The following is an 18405-nucleotide window of genomic DNA, read 5'->3' as shown; positions in this document are numbered from 1 at the left end:
GGCGCCGCCGCCAGCCTTGTGATTGGTATGGGCATGAACCTGCAAATGGCCGCGGGCAGCGAGCGCTCCACCTCGGCTATTACCCAGCCTTGGACCTCCCTCTTTGAGGTGACCGGGGAAAGCGTCGATCGCAATCAATTGGCTATCACCTTAATTAAAACCCTGCACCGCGCGTTGTCTGATTATGAACTGCAAGGGATGCACGGTTTTGTCGAGCGTTGGAACCGGTTGGATAACTTTCTCGGCCGTCCTATAAAACTCATTATGGGGCCAAGAGAGGTGTACGGTATTGCAAGGGGCATCAACGCGCAAGGCGCGGTATTGATTGAGACAGAGCAAGGGGTAGAAGAGTATGTGGGCGGGGAAGTGAGTCTGAGGGGCGCATGAAAACGGGCGAGCGAATACTCCACATCATCAAACGCGAAGGCAGCGTGACCGCCAAGCAGATTGCCGATCTGCTAGATATGACGACCATGGGCGCGCGCCAGCATTTGCAAGCGTTGGAAGACGACAGCTTGCTGGCGATTGAAGATATTCGCGTCAAAGTGGGTCGGCCGACACGCCACTGGTCTTTAACGGCGAAAGGTCATCGCCATTTTGCTGATCGTCATGGAGAGCTGACGATTCAAGTCATCGACGCGGTAGGGCGTCTGTATGGCCTCGAAGGGGTAGAAAAAGTGACCCTCGATCGCGAAAGCCAAACCTTGGCGCACTATCAAGCGCGTATGCACGGCTGCGGAGACGCTAGAAGCCAAGCTTCAAGCCCTAGTTGAGATCCGCGAGCAAGAGGGCTACATGGCCGAGTTCGAAGCTTGCGACGGCGGCTATCTGTTCACCGAAAACCATTGCCCCATCTGCCGCGCCGCGACCCATTGCCCCAGTTTGTGTCAATCGGAGTTGAACATCTTTCGCCAACTGCTTGGTCCAGAGTGTCATATTGAAAGGACGGAGCATATTGTGCGGGGGGAGAGACGGTGTAGGTATAGGGTTGTAGAGTCGAGTTCCTAGTGCCTAGTTCCTAGAGGGGACTCAAGCGAAGCGTGAATGGGTTTTTCTAGGAACTAGGCACTAGAAACTAGGAACTAAAGATTCAGCACTAGGCACTGGCATCTAGTCCCCACAACCACTCTATGCTAATCTTGCCCAATAAATGACAACTCTAATTTGCACAAAGGATTAAGCGTGAGCGGGCAAAACCAGCAACCATTGATGAATCAGCAGTATTCACCTCAAGTCCCCCCTTCTTTTCGAAACGATGATGAAATTGATTTAAGAGAGCTGTTTAAAGCGCTGTGGGACGGTAAGTTAATTATCATTTTAACGACTGTCGTCTTTGCCGTGGGTGCGGTGATTTATGCGCTTACCGCTCAGCAATGGTGGTCATCTAAAGCACAGGTTACAAGGCCTCAACTGCAAGATATCACTGCTTACCGTCAGCAGGTTAAGCAGTTCCAACCGGTATTCGATGTCTACCAGGAAGATGGTACGGTATTGGTGAGCAAAGCTTTGGATGAGTTAGTGGATACGGAGCTCCTGTTCCAAAGCTTTGTCGACGAGTTTAACTCCAGTAATAATAAGCGCCAATTTCTAAATGGCAGTAGTGAATTTCAAACCTTTAAAGACCAGCTAGGTGCGTTTGCAGATAAGGATGCAGAGAAAGAAGCGATGCAGCGCCTCTACGCTGTGTGGTTTGAAAAAATAGTCGCCACACCGGTGGATAAAAAGACCCAGGTGAGTCCACATAACATTTCACTGCAGTCCACAACCAAAGAGAGCAGTTTTACGCTCCTAAACGAATATTTAAGTATCATTAAACAGCAAGTACACCAAGATGCCCTTGATAACTTGCAAGCGCTGGTGTCATCTAAGCGTGATGAACTGGCTCAGCAAAAGCGCATTCTTGAAACGCAGGCCAAAAACCGGATAGAAGTGGAAGCGGAAAAGGCGCAATACGCATACGGTATTGCGAAAGCAGCAGGCGTTGATACACCGATCCAAACCAATGGTGATAGTGAAATTTTTGCCATCGACATGGGGACGAAAGCCTTAGAAGCCAAAGTCGCCGCACTCCAGTCGGTGAAAAACCTCAGTGTGGTAGAGCCTCGTTTGCAACAAATCGATGCGAAACTCGATATGTTGGCGAACCTAAAAGTGGACCGCAATATCGAATTCCAAACCTTCCGTTTCCTAGAGGATATTGAGCAACCGATCAGCCGAGATAAGCCTAAGCGTGCGTTAATCGCAGTGCTCGGCACGCTCCTCGGCGGCATGCTGGGCGTGGCTATTGTTCTCGTCCGTTTCGCCTTCCGCCGCGAAGAAGACACACAATAATAACGTATCATTCTCCCCGAGAGGTTGACACCCTTGGTCAACCTCTCATCATTTCACCCCCCACCCCCCACCCACCACCCTCTCATTAATGAGACTCCCCCATCCTCCCTCTTTTTATCGCTGACTTTTTAACCTATTCTTAACGTTTGATGGGTGAGGCAAGGAGGCGCACATGGACTCTTCACCGCTTTTTCAGCAACTGCCGCCGTTCGATGAACTGGTCGAACTGGCGCAAAAAAATCCCGATGCGTTTATCGCTCTCAAAAAAGAGATCTGCGAGGAAATGATCAGCGCGGCGTCTGAGCCAATGCAAGCTAGGCTCTGGGCACAGCAAAGTCACATTGACCTGGTCGTTAGCCGTTGTAAAAACCCCAATCACACCAATGTTGTCCTCATGCGTGAACTCGTCACGCAAATGACCAAATTCCAGCAAGCGCTTGATACCGATACGTTGCTTGAACCCCAACAAAAGGCAGAGGTCATTCCATTTGATGCGTGGCGCTGAGCGATATTGCGTCGACTCTGCGCCGATCTGAGAGTGGGTGTTTGAGTCACCCGTTTTGGAGAGAGGGGGCTTGGCGGATCAAGCGTCGCCGAGACTCTCCCATTCCGTCAACAATTGCATAATGTTGTAGGAGTCTTGCCAGTTGGCACAAGGGCTGAGCAGCGCTTTTTGTCCGGATTCTACGGCACGGCGCACCTGGCGTACTTGATACAAGAACGCGTCGCCTTCTGCTGTTACCGTCACGTCGCGCTTAGAGGTCTCATAGATTTCCACACTGACTCGGTTGTCTTGAGCGGGAAGCCAGGGGTTAGTTTCCATGGTTATACAGCCTTTACTGCCAAGGATTGTGAAGTGATGCTTCAAACCATGATCTTCAGCGGTGTGTACGGTGGCGGTGTGGTGGTCGCCAAAACTCATCAACAATGTGGTTTCACAGATGTTGTTGTCGGCGCCTCTTCGGCTGATGGCCTTGAGAGAACGATTCGCAAAAGCGTCTTCTCCCAGCAGGGTTTTCACAACCAGGTACAGTAACGAGATTGGGTAGCAACCAAGGTTGTATATCGCCCCTTTGCTGTCTGGATTGACGAACTGGGCGATGGAGGCAATGTAGGAGGTATGAATCGAGCGCAGTTCACCAATCTCACCGGATTTGAGTATGGTAACCAGCTCTTGAATCAAAGGGTGATGCAGGTACATCAAGCCTTCGGCGAAAAACACCTGATGGTCTTTGACCGCTTGTAGCGCCAGTTCCGTCTTTTCCATATCGATGGAAAGCGATTTCTCACACAAAATCGCTTTACCTTGTTGAGCCGCCTTAATAATAAAGTCATGGTGAAGATGGTTCGGCAAGGCAATGTAGATAATATCGATTTGCTCATCACTCAGTAGCGCGTCGTAATCTGTGAATGTGTTTGCAATCCCGTACTGCTTGGCAAAGGCTGCTAAATTGCTCTCAGAGCGCCCCGCTACCGCGTACAGCTCACTTTGACTATCCTGTTTAATGGCTTCTGCCATCACGCCAGAGATAAAACTGGTTCCAAGAATGCCCCATTTCATGATACTTGCGCTCCATTTTGTTGTGTTTCAAAAGCCTGAACCAACTCGGTCATCTCCGAAGCGATAAATGCGCGGGTATGGGCCATAGTGAAATGGGCTTCAATAGCCGCACGATTCTCATAACGTTCCCACAAAATCACTCGTTGTGGCATGTTGTCATCGTACGTCGCCATTGCTTGTAAGCAGCCGGCTTCACTTTGCATATCAAGGCAAAATTGCTCGATGGCTTGGATAACCGTCGCTCTTGGTTGGTCAGCATTCATTCTCAGCTCAGCGGTGACAAAAATCGTTTGGCTCATGAGTGGTCTCTGTGTTGTTGGCTTTGGATGTTCAAGGTCAACTTTAATTGACGCGTTCTAATTGATAAACTTTGAGTCAGTTTATTCTTTATTAACTATAGGTGCGCAATGGACAAGCTGACCAGTATGAAAGTCTTTGCCTGCGTGGTTGAACAGGGCAGTTTTCGCAGCGCAGCGCATCACTTCGACTTGTCTCCTACCATGATCGGCAAACATGTTCGATTTCTAGAACAAAGTTTAGGGACACAATTGATTCATCGCACCACCCGAAAACAGTCACTCACCGAAGCGGGCAAACTCTACTACCAAGAGTGTCATCGGATTATTGAAGACATCGCCAACGCCGAAAATTTGATTCATACGCTGATCAATCGGCCCCGTGGTACGGTCAAAGTGAATTGTCCTGTCACCTATGGAAAGACGGTATTGGCGCCGATCGTCGCCGACTTTCTCTCTGAGCATCCTGATATCAATGTAGAAATGTTGCTCGACAATAACCTGATTGACCCGTTTCGAACGGATGCCGACGTCATTATCCGCATAGGTGAACTGGTGGACTCTTCACTGGTTGCAAGAAAGCTAGGCGATTATCCGATGACCTATTGTGCCGCGCCTTCGTATCTCAACGCGCATGGACGGATTCAATCATTGGAAGATCTCAGACATCACTGCTGTTTGGGCTTTCACTATCACCAAGGTGAAAGCCAACAAGTAATGAACCTGCCCGCCAGTACCTTTGATCAAAGCCGCATTAGGCTTGCCTCAAACAATGGTGACGTATTGAAATTCGCGGCGATCCAAGGATGTGGTGTTCTGTTGCAGCCGAAGCTGTTGGTCGAGCCAGAAATTGAGTCCGGCCAGTTGATGGAGATCCTTCAAGATGCTGTTCCTAAAGCTAAGCCGATACACCTGCTGTATCGCTCCAAAAATTTGTCACTCAAAAACCGGACCTTTGTTGATTTTGTCGTTGCAGCGGTAAACGCCAAAACATAACCATGAGAAGTCCGAACGTGGGCAACCCACCACTTCTTCAACCTCGATCACAAATTTTTCATCTCTCCCCCTTGGGTTTACCCAAACCATCCCACATATAGTTAGCACGCGACTGAAATAGTCAGCACAAGACTTTAAAGCCTCAGAGCGACTGCTTTGAGGGCGTTATCAAACCTAAATGGAAATTATCAGGAGAGACGACCGATGAACATTCGTCCATTACACGACCGAGTTATCGTAGAACGCCAAGAAGTTGAATCTAAGTCAGCCGGTGGCATCGTTCTTACTGGTTCTGCGGCAGAAAAATCGACTCGTGGCGTAGTACTCGCTGTGGGTAAAGGCCGCATTCTAGAAAATGGCTCAGTTCAGCCTCTAGACGTTAAAGTGGGTGATACGGTGATTTTTGCTGAAGGCTACGGCACAAGAACCGAAAAAGTCGACGGTAAAGAAGTTCTGATCATGTCTGAAAACGACATCATGGCTATCGTTGAGTAATAGCAAACGTTGAGTAATTCAATTCTGAATCCCAACTAACAAAATCAATCGAATTTAGAAAGGAAGATAAAGATGGCTGCTAAAGACGTAAAATTTGGTAACGATGCACGCATTAAAATGCTAGAAGGTGTGAACGTTCTGGCTGACGCAGTAAAAGTGACGCTGGGCCCTAAAGGCCGCAATGTGGTACTGGACAAATCGTTCGGTGCACCAACCATCACCAAAGATGGTGTTTCTGTTGCGCGTGAAATTGAATTGGAAGACAAGTTCCAAAACATGGGCGCACAAATGGTCAAAGAAGTGGCGTCTCAAGCAAACGACGCGGCAGGTGACGGTACGACTACCGCGACTGTATTGGCGCAAGCGATTGTTAACGAAGGTCTAAAAGCGGTAGCGGCGGGTATGAACCCAATGGATCTTAAGCGCGGCATCGACAAAGCCGTGACCGCTGCCGTAGAAGAGCTGAAAGCGCTCTCTGTACCTTGTTCAGACACCAAAGCGATTGCACAGGTGGGTACGATTTCTGCCAACTCTGACGCAACCGTAGGTAACATCATTGCTGAAGCGATGGAAAAAGTGGGCCGTGATGGCGTGATCACTGTAGAAGAAGGTCAAGCCCTGCAAGATGAGCTCGATGTGGTAGAAGGTATGCAGTTTGACCGCGGCTACCTATCGCCTTACTTCATCAACAACCAAGAAGCGGGCTCGGTTGATCTCGAAAGCCCATTCATCCTACTGATCGACAAGAAAGTCTCTAACATCCGCGAGCTTCTTCCAACGCTAGAAGCGGTAGCAAAAGCGTCTCGTCCTCTGCTTATCATTGCAGAAGATGTCGAAGGTGAAGCGCTGGCGACACTGGTTGTTAACAACATGCGCGGTATCGTGAAAGTGGCGGCTGTGAAAGCACCAGGCTTTGGTGATCGTCGTAAAGCGATGCTGCAAGACATCGCGATTTTGACTGGCGGTACAGTGATCTCTGAAGAGATCGGTCTAGAGCTAGAAAAAGTAACGCTAGAAGACCTAGGTCAAGCGAAGCGCGTGACCATCACCAAAGAAAACACCACCATCATCGATGGTGTGGGTGAGCAAGAGATGATCCAAGGTCGCGTGGCGCAGATTCGTCAGCAAATCGAAGACGCAACCTCAGACTACGACAAAGAAAAACTTCAAGAGCGCGTGGCGAAACTTGCCGGCGGTGTGGCTGTGATCAAAGTGGGCGCAGCGACAGAAGTGGAAATGAAAGAGAAGAAAGACCGCGTTGAAGATGCACTGCACGCGACTCGCGCCGCAGTGGAAGAAGGCGTGGTTGCTGGTGGTGGTGTTGCTCTTATCCGCGCAGCATCAAAAGTGGCGAACCTTGAAGGTGATAACGAAGAGCAAAACGTTGGTATCCGCGTTGCACTTCGTGCGATGGAAGCGCCAATCCGTCAAATCACTAAGAACGCTGGTGATGAAGAGTCTGTTGTAGCGAACAACGTTCGCGCTGGCGAAGGTAACTACGGTTACAACGCGGCAACTGGCGAATACGGCGACATGATTGAGATGGGTATCCTAGACCCAACGAAAGTGACTCGCTCTGCACTTCAATTCGCAGCGTCTGTTGCAGGTCTTATGATCACCACTGAAGCCATGGTCACCGACCTACCACAAAAAGAGGCACCAGCAATGCCTGATATGGGCGGCATGGGCGGAATGGGTGGTATGGGCATGATGTAATCATCCCAACCCTTCTGGTTGAAAGAGGTGTCTCGCTCCAAGCGAGGCATCATACGGAGGCTTCGGCCTCCGTTTTTTTTTGTCGTAAAATCGTCAAATGAGTGTCTTTTCACTGCAACCTGCGGCTTTTATTTCTAGATGGGGTATTAACGAGAAATAGGAACCGTGCAATGAAGATTGCAGTGATAGGGTGTGGGTATGTCGGGCTATCTAACGCGCTGCTTTTAGCCCAGCATCACCAAGTGATGGCTGTGGATGTGGTGGCAAGCAAAGTCGATAAGCTCAACGACCGTATATCCCCCATTCGAGATCCGGAAATCGAGCTGTTTTTACGCGAGAAACCGCTCAATTTTCGAGCCACCACTGACATGCAAGAAGCGCTAGAGGGTGCCCAGTTTGTCATTATTGCCACGCCGACAGACTATGATCCGGTGACCAATACATTTGATACGCACTCTGTTGAAAGTGTTATTCAGCAGGTGCTGGCGTTAAACGCATCGGCTGTCATGGTGATCAAATCCACAGTTCCCGTGGGCTATACTGAGCAAGTCAAAGCGCGTTTCCAATGTGACCAGATATTGTTTTCGCCTGAGTTTCTTCGTGAAGGCAAAGCGTTGTATGACAACCTGTATCCCTCTCGTATTATTGTGGGAGAGCAGAGTGAACGGGCTAAGCAGTTTGCTGCGTTACTGACCGACGGGGCGATCAAGACCGATATCCCAGTATTGTTTACCGATTCGACAGAGGCCGAAGCGGTCAAGCTGTTCTCCAATACCTACCTAGCGATGCGCGTTGCGTACTTCAATGAATTGGACTCTTACGCCGAGAGTCATGGCTTAGATACCAAGCAAATCATTGAAGGTGTCGGGCTCGATCCACGTATCGGCCATCACTACAATAATCCATCCTTTGGTTATGGCGGTTATTGTTTACCGAAAGACACCAAACAGTTGCTCGCGAACTACCGTGACGTGCCAAACAACTTGATCGCTGCGATTGTGGCGGCGAACAAAACTCGCAAAGATGTGATTGCAGAAGCGATCTTAAAGCGCCAACCCAAGGTGGTGGGGATTTATCGTTTGATCATGAAGTCTGGCTCGGACAACTTTCGCTCGTCATCGATACAGGGGATCATGAAGCGTTTGAAGGCCAGAGGGATTAAAGTGATTGTGTATGAGCCTGTCATCACTGAGCCGCACTTTTTCAATTCGCCCGTCATTCGTGATCTTGACGCATTTAAATCACGCGCCGACGTGATCGTCTCGAACCGACGCTGTGAAGCGCTGATGGATGTGAAAGAGAAGGTATACACGCGAGATTTGTTTGGTTCAGATTGAAGTATTTTAATTTGCAGAGTGTAAGTAGGCGCGTTTCCTGCCTAGGTGTTTAAATCGAACTGTTTCATGATAATTTCTTTAAAAACAATGAACAAGCGCACTATTTAAATTTATTCCTAGAGTTTATTATGTTGTTTTTATATCAATCAATTGCATAGGAGATAGGATTGATGAACGAGACAACGGCGACCATGGAAGAGGGAGCGGCAGACTTGTCGAGTATACGCACACACGTTCTAATTACGTATGGGTTACTGTTATTGGGTGTGTTTACAGGTGGATTGCTGTCCATAGCTGGTGTGATTTGGGCGTACGTCAAACGTGCTGATGCCAAAGGAACCGTATTTGAAAGTCATTTTTCAAACGCGACAAAAACATTTTGGGTATCAGTCATTCTCAGCATTCTGGGCGTGCTCACACTAGTATTTGTGGTGGGGTATATCGTGTTGCTTGCAGCGCTCATTTACTCTTTATACAAATACATCAAAGGTATTGCGAGGGCGATAGACAGCAAGTCTTTCGCATAATAGCGGTGTAGTTTGCTTGATCGTAAGTTAAAGCGCGCTCATTTTATGAGGGCGCTTTTCTTGTTTTTATGGTGTCTTTTGGTTTTTCATGTGCTCATGTTGTTTTATATAAAATGGTGTCAATAAATTCATTTTCAGTGCTATTGATCACATATTTGAATGTATTGGTCGTGTTTGTGTCGACCATTTCTTGATTGTGTCTCCCAATCTTTGTAAAAAGATATTACATAACATAAAAATCATCGACTAATTAAGTATTTACAAATAACGATGATCGGTTGTCTAGTTGGTGTTTTGTTGATTTCTTGTCCTTAACAAGGCACCTGTATTCACTATTGATGTGACTCAAAATGGGCCTCAAGAAAGCAACGTTAGTTCTAATTATCATGACGATGTCATGGGTAGTGTATTTGCTCATGTCTCCCCCCGTCTCACTCCCCCAGTGTCAAAGTTTTACTGGCGTGCTGTCTATCGGTGAAGAGGAAACGACCTTCAATTTTCGTATCAACCCAGAGAATGTTGAGTTGATTACGACCTTTAATCTGGCTCTCCAAAGTTTAGGTATGCCTCACTCTATTCGATATGAGTTTGATGTTGTATCTATCGAACAGACATCAGACTTGTGGCGTTTTCATCTGGTGGATCAACCACATCAACTTGAGCAAGTTCTAGAAATTGAGCCGCTCAATGAACATTACGCCGTTCGATGGGTTGGCGATCGTAAAAACACAATTCAGTACAGTTGCATGGATGTAAAAAATGCCGAGATTTAAACAAGTTGCAGTGTCCGTTAGTATCGCTTTATCTATTACCAGTTGTTCGAACACCGGTGATTTTGGTGGCATCAGCTCGACCACATTAATTGGGTGTGCTGGCGGAATGATTGTTGGTGGTTTAGCTGGCAATGCAATTGGTGGTGATAAAGGAGCATGGATAGGTGCGGGCGTCGGGGCGTTGGTTGGCTGTTCCGTTGGGTACTATTGGGCACAGCGAGAAGAAAAATTGGCTCTAGCCGCAGAAAAAGAAGCCGTTGAGGTTGAATTTGAGCGAGTGGGCTCCTCGGAAGAGGAAGGCCAGATGGTTGCTGTCCAGTCACAAGCCATTATTGAAGCTGAAAAGTCAGGCAATACTGAGCGCATAAAGCAGGTTATAGGCTCTTCGGAAGTCGTTGGTTTGTCGGCAACGGTAAAGGGAGACATCTTTAAGTCAGGGCAAACATCAATTTCCAGTAAAAAGCATCAGCGCTTTTTTAGTCAATACGCGGAGACGGTAAAACCGAGTGGTAGTGCGATACTGATTGTTGGACATACCGATAGTACAGGCTCAGCCCAGCTCAATGCAAAGATCTCATTAGAGCGCGCTACAAGTGTAGCCAAGCAACTGATAAAAAATGGTATTCCTAAAGAAAACATCTACGTATATGGGGCCGGTGAATCACAGCCGATTGCTTCAAACAACTCTGTTCAAGGGCGTGCAGAAAACCGCCGGATTGAAGTCGTTACTTTGGAGAATAAACCCGAGTACGTGACGAACTATGTGAAATACAAAGCCACAGAACCTAGCTTCGCCAAGATGCGTACCACAGATAATATTGCCAGTCGCAGCCAGACGGTAAGTCAACAAGTTAATAAAGGTATGGCTCATTCACAGCAAACGTCAGAGGCAGCCAAAGAGGTTATTAATAAAGATAACCGTCGTAGCTTAAGCAGTCGGGCATTCGTAGACTTTGGCGGGCAATTATACGAGGGTTTGGATGACAATCTTTTTGCGTACATAGGAGCTCAAGAGTCCAACCGTTTTTCTTTAATTGGTCAAGCAGTGGCCAATACTCTCGAGGAGTCTTCGTGTGTTTACGATGAGCCTAGCGTGACCACAGGTCTCAAACAGCTGGGAGATGACAACCTGCGAACCACGGATTATTTACCAGGGATGAACAAGACGGCGTGGGGCGCGAAAGTGAACGACCACCTAGTGGCGTTGGCTCCGGTTGCGGTAGACCGACATAAGCTCGTCGTGTCGGAAACACCACAATTATACGTTTACCAAGGCTACGGTCGTAACTCAAACGTTAAGCCTGCCAAAACCCAAAAAGATGTCCACGTCAATATCTACAACGGAACAAAGGGGGTTATCTATCGAGCGTTTGTGCAAGAGGAAAACTACCCAATTAAATGCATTGATATTGCTGCGAATAAAACGCATTCCAATGGAAACTTTTCGTCTTTTGCAGGAAAAATTTACTACCAAGGGCCTAAGGGCCTGATGATTGCAGACTACAAACCAGGAAAATTATAATCATGAATGGACTTACAGCTTGGCTTCTATTGAATCGCATGTTGGTGACGGCGATCGGTACGACCGTTGCTCTGATTGCGCTATATTTGAGTAATCGTGATGCAATTAACTTGCAACTAAAAGCACTCTATTACCGTATTCCATTGTTTGGTAAAAACGCGCGTTTGGCCAAAAGATTGGGCTTGGATGATCAACGTTGGTTTAACTCTGAGCGAGAGGTATGCAACAGTTTTCTGCCTTATTTTGATAAATACAATGCCGATGAATACCATTATGAGCAAGCCAGCCGTTATCTAAATAAGGTCGGTGACACAGGTATCTCCCCGATGAAATGGTACACATGGTTGGGCTTATCAGTGATGGTATTGATTGAAGCGGCGGGCTTTGCCTATGTATTGGCGGGTTTTACCATTCAAGACGGCAGTGAGTCGATTCAAATACAAGCGGCGGTTGGGATTGCACTGTTGATTAGTGTCCTACTTGTTGGTTTTACTCATGCTATGGGTGGGGAGCTTTATCGTAATCAGCAAATTGGAAAAGTGAGACTACATTGGAATCATGATCCTCAAAAACCCGGTGTTATTTCGCCAAACTTAAATGTGGGATTAAAATCCAAGACAAACACAATCGATGATCAAGAGCCTAGTTGGCGACAAATTGCAAACCGTTTGGCAAAAACCAATGCTGGTTTCACTAAGTCTTGGATGATGAGTATCGTTACCGTTCTGTTTATTTCCATTGTTGCCGTGGGAGCAACGTATGTGCGTGGTCAAGTGCTCGAGAAACTGGCTATTGAAGAAATCAGTGGTCATGAACAAGAAGGAATGGGTGGTGTGTTTGCTGTCGCTAACCCATTTGCTGATTCAGCACCGGCTGAGTTGACGAACTACAATGACGAAGCCGAAAAAGCGGCATTCCGAGATGCGATTGACGCGCACAAGCGAGGTGGATGGATGACATTCATTATGTTGGCCGTCATTTTTGCAGCGATGCAGGCTTACAGTATTTATCTTGGTTTCAAGAGTACGTTTTCTGGTAAAGAGTCGAAAGATGCCTACAACGCCACTTACAAATTTTCAAACGTTAATGCTTACCTAGAGTATTTCGCTTCTCGTCAAGCGGGGGTTGAAAGGGTTGCTCAGAGTGTTCTCTCACATTTGCAGAGCAAAATTGCGATTTACGCACAGCAAAATTCTGGTGAGCAACATGTCATATACGCAGCAAACAACCCATCTAGTCGTAACTTTATCAACTATTACAAACTGAGAGCATTGAAAAATGCTGAGTCGCCGGAGTTGATTAAAGCTCAACAGCCTGTGTTTCATAACGACAAGCCTAGTGAAGCACCGACGGTAAAGCCGCAGAGCACAAATAATCAAACTGTGATTGAGCCTAATCAGTTGGATACACCCTCGGTAGCGGAGGCCTTTTTAAGTGATGTAGATATCATGAACAAAGTAAAAAATAACGATTTGGATGGGTTAACGGATGAGCAAATTGTCACCGCATTGAAAGCTATTCAAAACGAACCCAAGCCTGAAACGGCAGAAGAGCGATTGGCTCGATTGCAACAACAAGCGATGTCGTCTTAATGAAAGGAGTAGATATGAAGAGGATTCTTTTGCCACTTTCTTGCATCGTGTTTGCGCTCTTTTCTCAACTTTCGCAAGCGGCAACATTGAGAAACGATGTGCCTAGTTGCACAACGGACGTACCTAGCGAGTATTACCAGAAGCCCATGGAGAGAGAGCTGGTTATCCTCGTTGATAAAACGATGGCTCATTCGCTTGACCAAGGTATCAAGGCCGAGTTGTATCAGAGTGTGACCCGATTTATCCAGCCTGGTGATAAAGTTCAACTCGTCGAGTTTTCATCTTTTGCCCAAGACAGCTATACCAAAGTCGCATTTAACGGTCAGCTTGATACTCAGATAGATGATGAGCATCGTAGTTATGTTAAGAAATCAGTTTTAAAGGCTTTAGACAAATGTCTGGACCAACAGCATAAGTTTATGCTCAATCAAATTGGGGTGGCATTACAAGAGGCATTTCAACCACAAGAAAAGCCAACTAATACGGAGTTGATTGGCACGCTCAATGACATCAGCAGACAAGTCCTGACATACTCGACCTCGAAAAGAAAAGTTGTTCTGATCATCAGCGACATGCTCGAGAACTCTGACATCACGTCATTTTATAAGAGCAATAAAACGCGGGTCATCGATCCGCAGCAAGAGTTGGTAAAAGTATCCAACGCTCAGATGTTTGCAAACTTCAATCAAGCCGATGTTTATATTATTGGTACCGGGGTTGTGCCCGGTAATCAGCAATACATATCGGCTCAGAAGATGAATTACTTAGAGCTGTTTTGGCGAGACTACTTTAATCAAAGCAACGCTAACCTGATTGCTTTTGGTAAGCCAATGCTACTCAGTGATATCCGTTAGGCGATATCAAAGTGTTCGGTGAGACTCCCTTCATGTGATTCATACAGAAGGGAGTTTTTATTTGACTTGTTAAAAACTCTGATGATTCAGATGCTCATGCACATACTGGCGAATATAAGGCACTACCTCCGCCTCAAACCACGGGTTGCGCTTTAGCCATAAAGTATTTCGCGGTGAAGGGTGAGGCAGGGGGAGTGTATGGGGCGCCCAAGTTTGCCACTGTTTGACTGTTTCGGTGAGTGAGCAGGGTTTGTCTGAGAGGTAGTAGCGCTGCGCGTATTGACCAATTAGCAGTGTCATACCGATATTGGGCAGCGCCTCAAGCACCTTTTGATGCCACATTGGCGCGCACTCTTTGCGCGGGGGCAGATCTCCAGAGTGGCCTTTGCCGGGATAACACAACCCCATCGGCATAATCGCAATGTTCTTGGCGTCATAGAATTGAGTCTTGTCCAAGCCTAGCCAATCTCGCAGCCGGTCGCCACTAGGGTCATTCCATGGAATGGAGCTGTGATGAACACGTGTACCTGGCGCTTGGCCGATAATCATTAGCTTGGCATCCTGATGGGCTTGGATCACCGGATTGGCGCCCAGCGGTAGGTGCGCCTCGCAGTGGCGACAGGCGCGAATCTCGCTCAGCAGTGAATCCAGCATCAGTAACCTCGCTTTGGCTCCACCACATGCAGCAAACGAAACCCGTCACGCCATCTCGCGTAGTTTTCGGCAAATATCTCTGCCGCCTGCTCTGGAAAGCTCAGCGCAGCAATGTGTGGCGTGACGGTGATATGAGGGTGGGACCAAAATGGGTGCTCGCCATGCAGTGGCTCTTGCTCAAACACATCCAAAAACGCATGCTGCACGCAGCCTTGCTCAATGGCTTCAATCAACGCATGTTCATCTAACGCCGCGCCTCGGCCAACGTTAAACAGCCAGGCTTGGTCTAAGTGACTTAAGGTCTGATGGTTGAGAATATGCTGAGTGTCCGGCGTGTTGGGCAGGGTGTTGACCACCACATCCGCGCCCGCCAGCGCAGTTGCTAACTCTTGCACATGGTAGAGCGCATCGAAAGGTGAGTGCTTGCTCGGGATCCCGCTGCGATTCACGCCAGAGACGCGCATGCCCAGTGCCTTGGCACTTTGGGCGAGGTGTGTACCAATCGAGCCGGTGCCGAGAATGACCATATTGAGTTCATTTAAAGAGCTGTAGGGCTTGGGCGTCCATTGCGCTTTTTTCTGCTCGCTTTGATAGTGGGCAAAATGACGCTGGTGGGCAATCACATAACCGAGCACATACTCTGAAATCTGCTGACCAAATATGCCCTTCACGTTAGTCAGCACACCTTCAAAGTCTTGCAAGTGCGGCACCAGCGCATCGACACCGGCATAGATAGATTGAATCCACTCTAGGTTGGGAAATTGATCCATGGCTTTAGCGGCCATCGGCGGCGCGGCCAGCAAGATCGTCGCTTCGGCTTTGTCTTGTGTGAACGTGAGATCCGGTAAATCCAACTCACTGAGTAACGCCTGATAGCGCTCGTTGTGCTCAGTCAACAGGTAGACATTGTGGGAAGCAAAGGTCATGGAAACATCCTTATTGATATCGTCTGGCGGGCGAATGATGAGTTATCTATTCATTGGTTTTATTTAATGATACCCGTTACACTGACAATGGTGACTCAATCAATCTCGCGCTCGGAGGCCATATGAGTACGACGACGATTTTTCTGCTGGTGATGTTGCTGATAGGCAGCGCCGTCGCTTTCCTTACCTTTAATTCAGAACGTTTGATCGCGTGTTTAGAGAAGCGTATCAGTGACAATGCGAAAAGAAAACAGTAGGAGCTTAAGATGACGTACTTTACTCTCGCGATGCTAATGATCCTCGCCTCGGTGTTTTCTATCGGTTGTTTCGCCGTTTGGTTCGATCGTCATCAACGTTAATGATAAGGAAGCAGATGCCCGATTTAACGCATTACCAAGGTATCATCTTTGACTTAGATGGCACTTTAGTCAATTCCATGATCGCTCATGCGACAGCGTGGGAGAAAACGTGTAAAACCTTCTCTATCCCTTATGACAAGCCTTGGCTTGATAGCCTGGGTGGCATGCCATCAAGGAAGGTGACACTTGAACTGTTAAAACGGTACGAGTTGACGTTGGATCCTGCCATGATCACGGCGGATAAAACGGCCAACTATGAAGCGATTGAACACAAAGGCGAAGTGATAGAAGGGACCTTCTCACTATTAAAGCGCTATGCGAACACGAAGAAAGTGGGTATTGGCACTGGATCGCAGGCTAAGCATGCCAACGCGATTTTAGCCACCACATCGATTCCTTCCTATATCCAAACATTGGTCACTTCAGATGATGTGGTCAACCACAAACCTCATCCCGATACGTTTCTGCAGGTGGCTCAGAACTTGTCGGTACCTCCTGCAAACTGTGTCGTTTTCGAAGATACACTGATTGGTCAACAAGCGGCAACACGAGCAGGCATGGATTGCTTCATGGTAAAGAATGGCACCGTGGTGCAATTTATTCCGGCGAGACGTCCATAGACTCGACTTCACACCTATCGTATTGCGCCCGTTTCGCGAGAGCACCCGTCAAACACATCAAGTGAAAAGGCGGATGTTGCCTTCGAGGGCGCGCACCATCGTTTATGTAATATAATTACCGGCTTAGGTATTTCACGCCTGTCGTTGCATTTTTTGACCTTGTTCTGTGTAATAAAAGTACAGATTTGATTGACTAATGTCACAAATTGGAGCAAAATTAACCATAGATCACATAATCAGTACAAGGGTTAAGTATGAACACGACAGTTATGACTTCTGAAAAAAATGAAGAGCCTATGAAATCAATGATCGCTGATGAGTTTATGTTTTTTGTTAAAGCGGCTGTGTCTATGAGCGCACTCGTTCTTTTCCTAGCATCTGCTTGGGTCTAAGAGACTAACGTTGATCGCCCGCTTCATTTTGTGCCGTGCGGGCTAAAGCAGACTTATGGTGTTGCGCTTTGTAATACAGAGCGACCATCGCTAGGTAAGCGATGGCGGGAGCGATGAAGCTAGTGTGTAAGTTCCAAGCGTCGATCACTATTGCTTGAATCAACGGTAAAAGTACGCCGCCAATAGAGCACATGATAAGTACAGCTGCGCCTTGCTCTCTGTAAGCGCCGGCAGCGTGAAGTGCCTTAGAGTAGATGATTGGGTAAAGTGTGGCATTTAACAAACCGACACTGAGCATAAGATACCCAATACTGACGTGATGAATGGTCATCGCAAACACGCTGATGAGTATGGCAAGCGCGCAACAGCAGGTCAGCAATCGCGTGACATTTACCTTGGCGCCCAGCCGAGCGAAGCCCACCCTCCCCAAGAACATCCCCATCCAATACCACGTAATCCATTGTGTTGCCGATACTAAACCTATTTGCCCATAGGCCTCATCTGCGAGGTAGGAAATTGTATAAGTACCGAAACTGACTTCTACGCCGACGTACAAGGTCAGCGCAATGGCGAGCGTTCGAAATGATTGATTGTGAAACAGCGCAGAGATGCCGTGTCGAAACTTGGTTTTTTTGCCGGGCTGAATATCGGGTAAGTGAATAGAGTGAAAACAGACAATCAAAGCGGCGAAGTACGTGGCGATACAGACGAATAAAATGGAGACGTGCTCCGCTGTCTGCGTCCACCCAAACGTGGTGGCGATAAGAATAACCGCAGCCAATATTAAAGGACCAAGCACGGTCCCTATTGAGTTGGATGCGGTGGCGATACTCTGGCGTAGGACGCTTTTTTCTGGCCTATCGAGTAGGGAGACATAGGGAGAGCTTACGACCTGGATGGCGGAAATGCCTGATGCCATCAGTAAAATCCCCAACACGGTCGTTATGAGCGTTTCCTCGCGCACTAGATACGCCATTGAAAGGCAACCGAATAAGCACCCGATCAAACAGTATTTCAAGGTGGTTTTGTAGCCCAAGTGGAGCATGACTAAGGACGTCGGCAATGAAACGGTGATGCGGGTGATAAAGAAGGCCATGGGAAAGAGCATGGCCATCTTGTAGTCGAGATCAAATGCCTCTTTGTAGTGTGGGATCAGTGAATTACTGCAGACGGTAATCAGTCCCCAAATGAAAAAGATCGATGAAAGTAACGCTAAAGGCGCATCCTTTATTCGCACGGATTTCATCGCCTTCTCCCTTAGAGTGCCAACCCTGCCTCATTCGCAATACGCGTCAGTGTTGCCTTGGCTTCAAGGATGTCATCAAACCAGTGCTCGTTTTGTGCCCACATTTCGATCACAAACGGTGCCTGATAGTCAATCTCAGCTAAAGTCTTGAAAATACCGTTAAAGTCAACTTCACCTTGTCCAATTACTAGGTCGCGAAACTGGCCTT

20 protein-coding genes and 2 pseudogenes are annotated in these 18405 nt (G+C 47.7%); 16 read left to right on the top strand and 6 right to left on the bottom strand.

Annotation, left to right across the window (positions count from 1 at the left end; genetic code table 11):
- The 4 genes and pseudogenes from AC6R0S_RS16185 to AC6R0S_RS16170 form a co-directional block, all read left to right on the top strand.
- Nucleotides 1–387 (top strand): biotin protein ligase-related protein (locus AC6R0S_RS16185; RefSeq protein ID WP_500638367.1); only part of this gene is annotated, 387 nt, incomplete at its 5' end.
- Nucleotides 384–1008 (top strand): annotated as a pseudogene (locus AC6R0S_RS16180) (helix-turn-helix transcriptional regulator). The gene AC6R0S_RS16185 and the pseudogene AC6R0S_RS16180, both read left to right, overlap by 4 nt.
- 201 nt (nucleotides 1009–1209) lie before the next feature.
- Complete coding sequence (locus AC6R0S_RS16175) at nucleotides 1210–2331, top strand: LPS O-antigen chain length determinant protein WzzB (RefSeq protein ID WP_500638368.1); 1122 nt, start codon at nucleotides 1210–1212, stop codon at nucleotides 2329–2331.
- 172 nt (nucleotides 2332–2503) lie between these two features.
- The gene (locus AC6R0S_RS16170) at nucleotides 2504–2836 is read left to right on the top strand and encodes a DUF3135 domain-containing protein (RefSeq protein WP_500638366.1); all 333 of its coding nucleotides are present in this window, start codon (nucleotides 2504–2506) and stop codon (nucleotides 2834–2836) included.
- A 78-nt stretch (nucleotides 2837–2914) separates the two neighbouring features.
- Here the strand turns inward: AC6R0S_RS16170 and AC6R0S_RS16165 are convergent, their stop codons facing one another.
- Together AC6R0S_RS16165 and AC6R0S_RS16160 are read right to left on the bottom strand one after the other, a co-directional pair.
- Entirely contained in the window at nucleotides 2915–3892 is a 978-nt protein-coding gene (locus tag AC6R0S_RS16165) for a Gfo/Idh/MocA family protein (RefSeq protein WP_500638365.1), read from the bottom strand.
- Nucleotides 3889–4191 carry a putative quinol monooxygenase gene (locus AC6R0S_RS16160; protein ID WP_487902810.1) on the bottom strand — a complete coding sequence of 101 codons (303 nt, stop codon included), beginning with the start codon at nucleotides 4189–4191 and terminating at the stop codon, nucleotides 3889–3891. Before AC6R0S_RS16160 ends, AC6R0S_RS16165 begins: the two co-directional genes overlap by 4 nt.
- A 108-nt stretch (nucleotides 4192–4299) precedes the next feature.
- Between AC6R0S_RS16160 and AC6R0S_RS16155 the strand changes: the two genes are divergently transcribed.
- From AC6R0S_RS16155 to AC6R0S_RS16115, 9 genes are all read left to right on the top strand, one after another.
- Nucleotides 4300–5184 (top strand): LysR family transcriptional regulator, encoded by an 885-nt coding sequence (locus AC6R0S_RS16155; protein WP_500634076.1) that lies wholly within the window; start codon nucleotides 4300–4302, stop codon nucleotides 5182–5184.
- A 204-nt stretch (nucleotides 5185–5388) separates the two neighbouring features.
- A complete protein-coding gene (locus AC6R0S_RS16150; RefSeq protein ID WP_334554749.1) occupies nucleotides 5389–5679 on the top strand; it encodes a co-chaperone GroES in 291 nt (96 codons plus the stop codon).
- Between the two features lie 72 nt (nucleotides 5680–5751).
- Nucleotides 5752–7395: a chaperonin GroEL gene (groL, locus tag AC6R0S_RS16145; RefSeq protein WP_500634077.1), complete on the top strand. Its 1644-nt coding sequence runs from the start codon at nucleotides 5752–5754 to the stop codon at nucleotides 7393–7395.
- Nucleotides 7396–7565: 170 nt separating this feature from the next.
- Nucleotides 7566–8732 carry a nucleotide sugar dehydrogenase gene (locus AC6R0S_RS16140; RefSeq protein ID WP_500638364.1) on the top strand — a complete coding sequence of 389 codons (1167 nt, stop codon included), beginning with the start codon at nucleotides 7566–7568 and terminating at the stop codon, nucleotides 8730–8732.
- A gap of 170 nt (nucleotides 8733–8902) precedes the next feature.
- Entirely contained in the window at nucleotides 8903–9259 is a 357-nt protein-coding gene (locus AC6R0S_RS16135) for a DUF4870 family protein (RefSeq protein WP_500630583.1), read from the top strand.
- A gap of 416 nt (nucleotides 9260–9675) precedes the next feature.
- Nucleotides 9676–10032: a hypothetical protein gene (locus AC6R0S_RS16130; RefSeq protein ID WP_500630582.1), complete on the top strand. Its 357-nt coding sequence runs from the start codon at nucleotides 9676–9678 to the stop codon at nucleotides 10030–10032.
- Nucleotides 10019–11554, top strand: coding sequence for an OmpA family protein (locus AC6R0S_RS16125; protein WP_500638363.1), 1536 nt, complete (start codon nucleotides 10019–10021; stop codon nucleotides 11552–11554). Before AC6R0S_RS16130 ends, AC6R0S_RS16125 begins: the two co-directional genes overlap by 14 nt.
- A 2-nt stretch (nucleotides 11555–11556) precedes the next feature.
- Nucleotides 11557–13146 carry a hypothetical protein gene (locus tag AC6R0S_RS16120; protein WP_500638362.1) on the top strand — a complete coding sequence of 530 codons (1590 nt, stop codon included), beginning with the start codon at nucleotides 11557–11559 and terminating at the stop codon, nucleotides 13144–13146.
- 14 nt (nucleotides 13147–13160) lie between these two features.
- The gene (locus AC6R0S_RS16115) at nucleotides 13161–14000 is read left to right on the top strand and encodes a hypothetical protein (protein ID WP_500630579.1); all 840 of its coding nucleotides are present in this window, start codon (nucleotides 13161–13163) and stop codon (nucleotides 13998–14000) included.
- Nucleotides 14001–14069: 69 nt separating this feature from the next.
- On the opposite strand, the gene AC6R0S_RS16110 is transcribed toward AC6R0S_RS16115, so the two are convergent.
- Together AC6R0S_RS16110 and AC6R0S_RS16105 are read right to left on the bottom strand one after the other, a co-directional pair.
- Nucleotides 14070–14654: a uracil-DNA glycosylase family protein gene (locus tag AC6R0S_RS16110; RefSeq protein WP_500638361.1), complete on the bottom strand. Its 585-nt coding sequence runs from the start codon at nucleotides 14652–14654 to the stop codon at nucleotides 14070–14072.
- Nucleotides 14654–15580 (bottom strand): D-2-hydroxyacid dehydrogenase, encoded by a 927-nt coding sequence (locus AC6R0S_RS16105; RefSeq protein ID WP_500638360.1) that lies wholly within the window; start codon nucleotides 15578–15580, stop codon nucleotides 14654–14656. Before AC6R0S_RS16105 ends, AC6R0S_RS16110 begins: the two co-directional genes overlap by 1 nt.
- Before the next feature lie 122 nt (nucleotides 15581–15702).
- Between AC6R0S_RS16105 and AC6R0S_RS16100 the strand changes: the two genes are divergently transcribed.
- From AC6R0S_RS16100 to AC6R0S_RS16090, 3 genes are all read left to right on the top strand, one after another.
- On the top strand, nucleotides 15703–15837 hold the full coding sequence (locus AC6R0S_RS16100) for a hypothetical protein (protein ID WP_487902802.1): 135 nt from the start codon (nucleotides 15703–15705) through the stop codon (nucleotides 15835–15837).
- Between the two features lie 116 nt (nucleotides 15838–15953).
- Nucleotides 15954–16559: a beta-phosphoglucomutase family hydrolase gene (locus tag AC6R0S_RS16095; RefSeq protein ID WP_500638359.1), complete on the top strand. Its 606-nt coding sequence runs from the start codon at nucleotides 15954–15956 to the stop codon at nucleotides 16557–16559.
- Between the two features lie 254 nt (nucleotides 16560–16813).
- Entirely contained in the window at nucleotides 16814–16951 is a 138-nt protein-coding gene (locus AC6R0S_RS16090) for a hypothetical protein (protein ID WP_500630021.1), read from the top strand.
- Nucleotides 16952–16955: 4 nt separating this feature from the next.
- On the opposite strand, the gene AC6R0S_RS16085 is transcribed toward AC6R0S_RS16090, so the two are convergent.
- A complete protein-coding gene (locus AC6R0S_RS16085; RefSeq protein WP_500638358.1) occupies nucleotides 16956–18197 on the bottom strand; it encodes an MFS transporter in 1242 nt (413 codons plus the stop codon).
- Between the two features lie 11 nt (nucleotides 18198–18208).
- Nucleotides 18209–18405: pseudogene (locus tag AC6R0S_RS16080) on the bottom strand (L-ribulose-5-phosphate 3-epimerase); the annotation flags it as partial.

The sequence above is a fragment of the Vibrio sp. R15-SG3-ISO1B genome, from assembly GCF_059833835.1.
The sequence above is the reverse complement of the archived record's forward strand: the minus strand, read 5'-3'. Positions and strand labels throughout refer to the sequence as shown.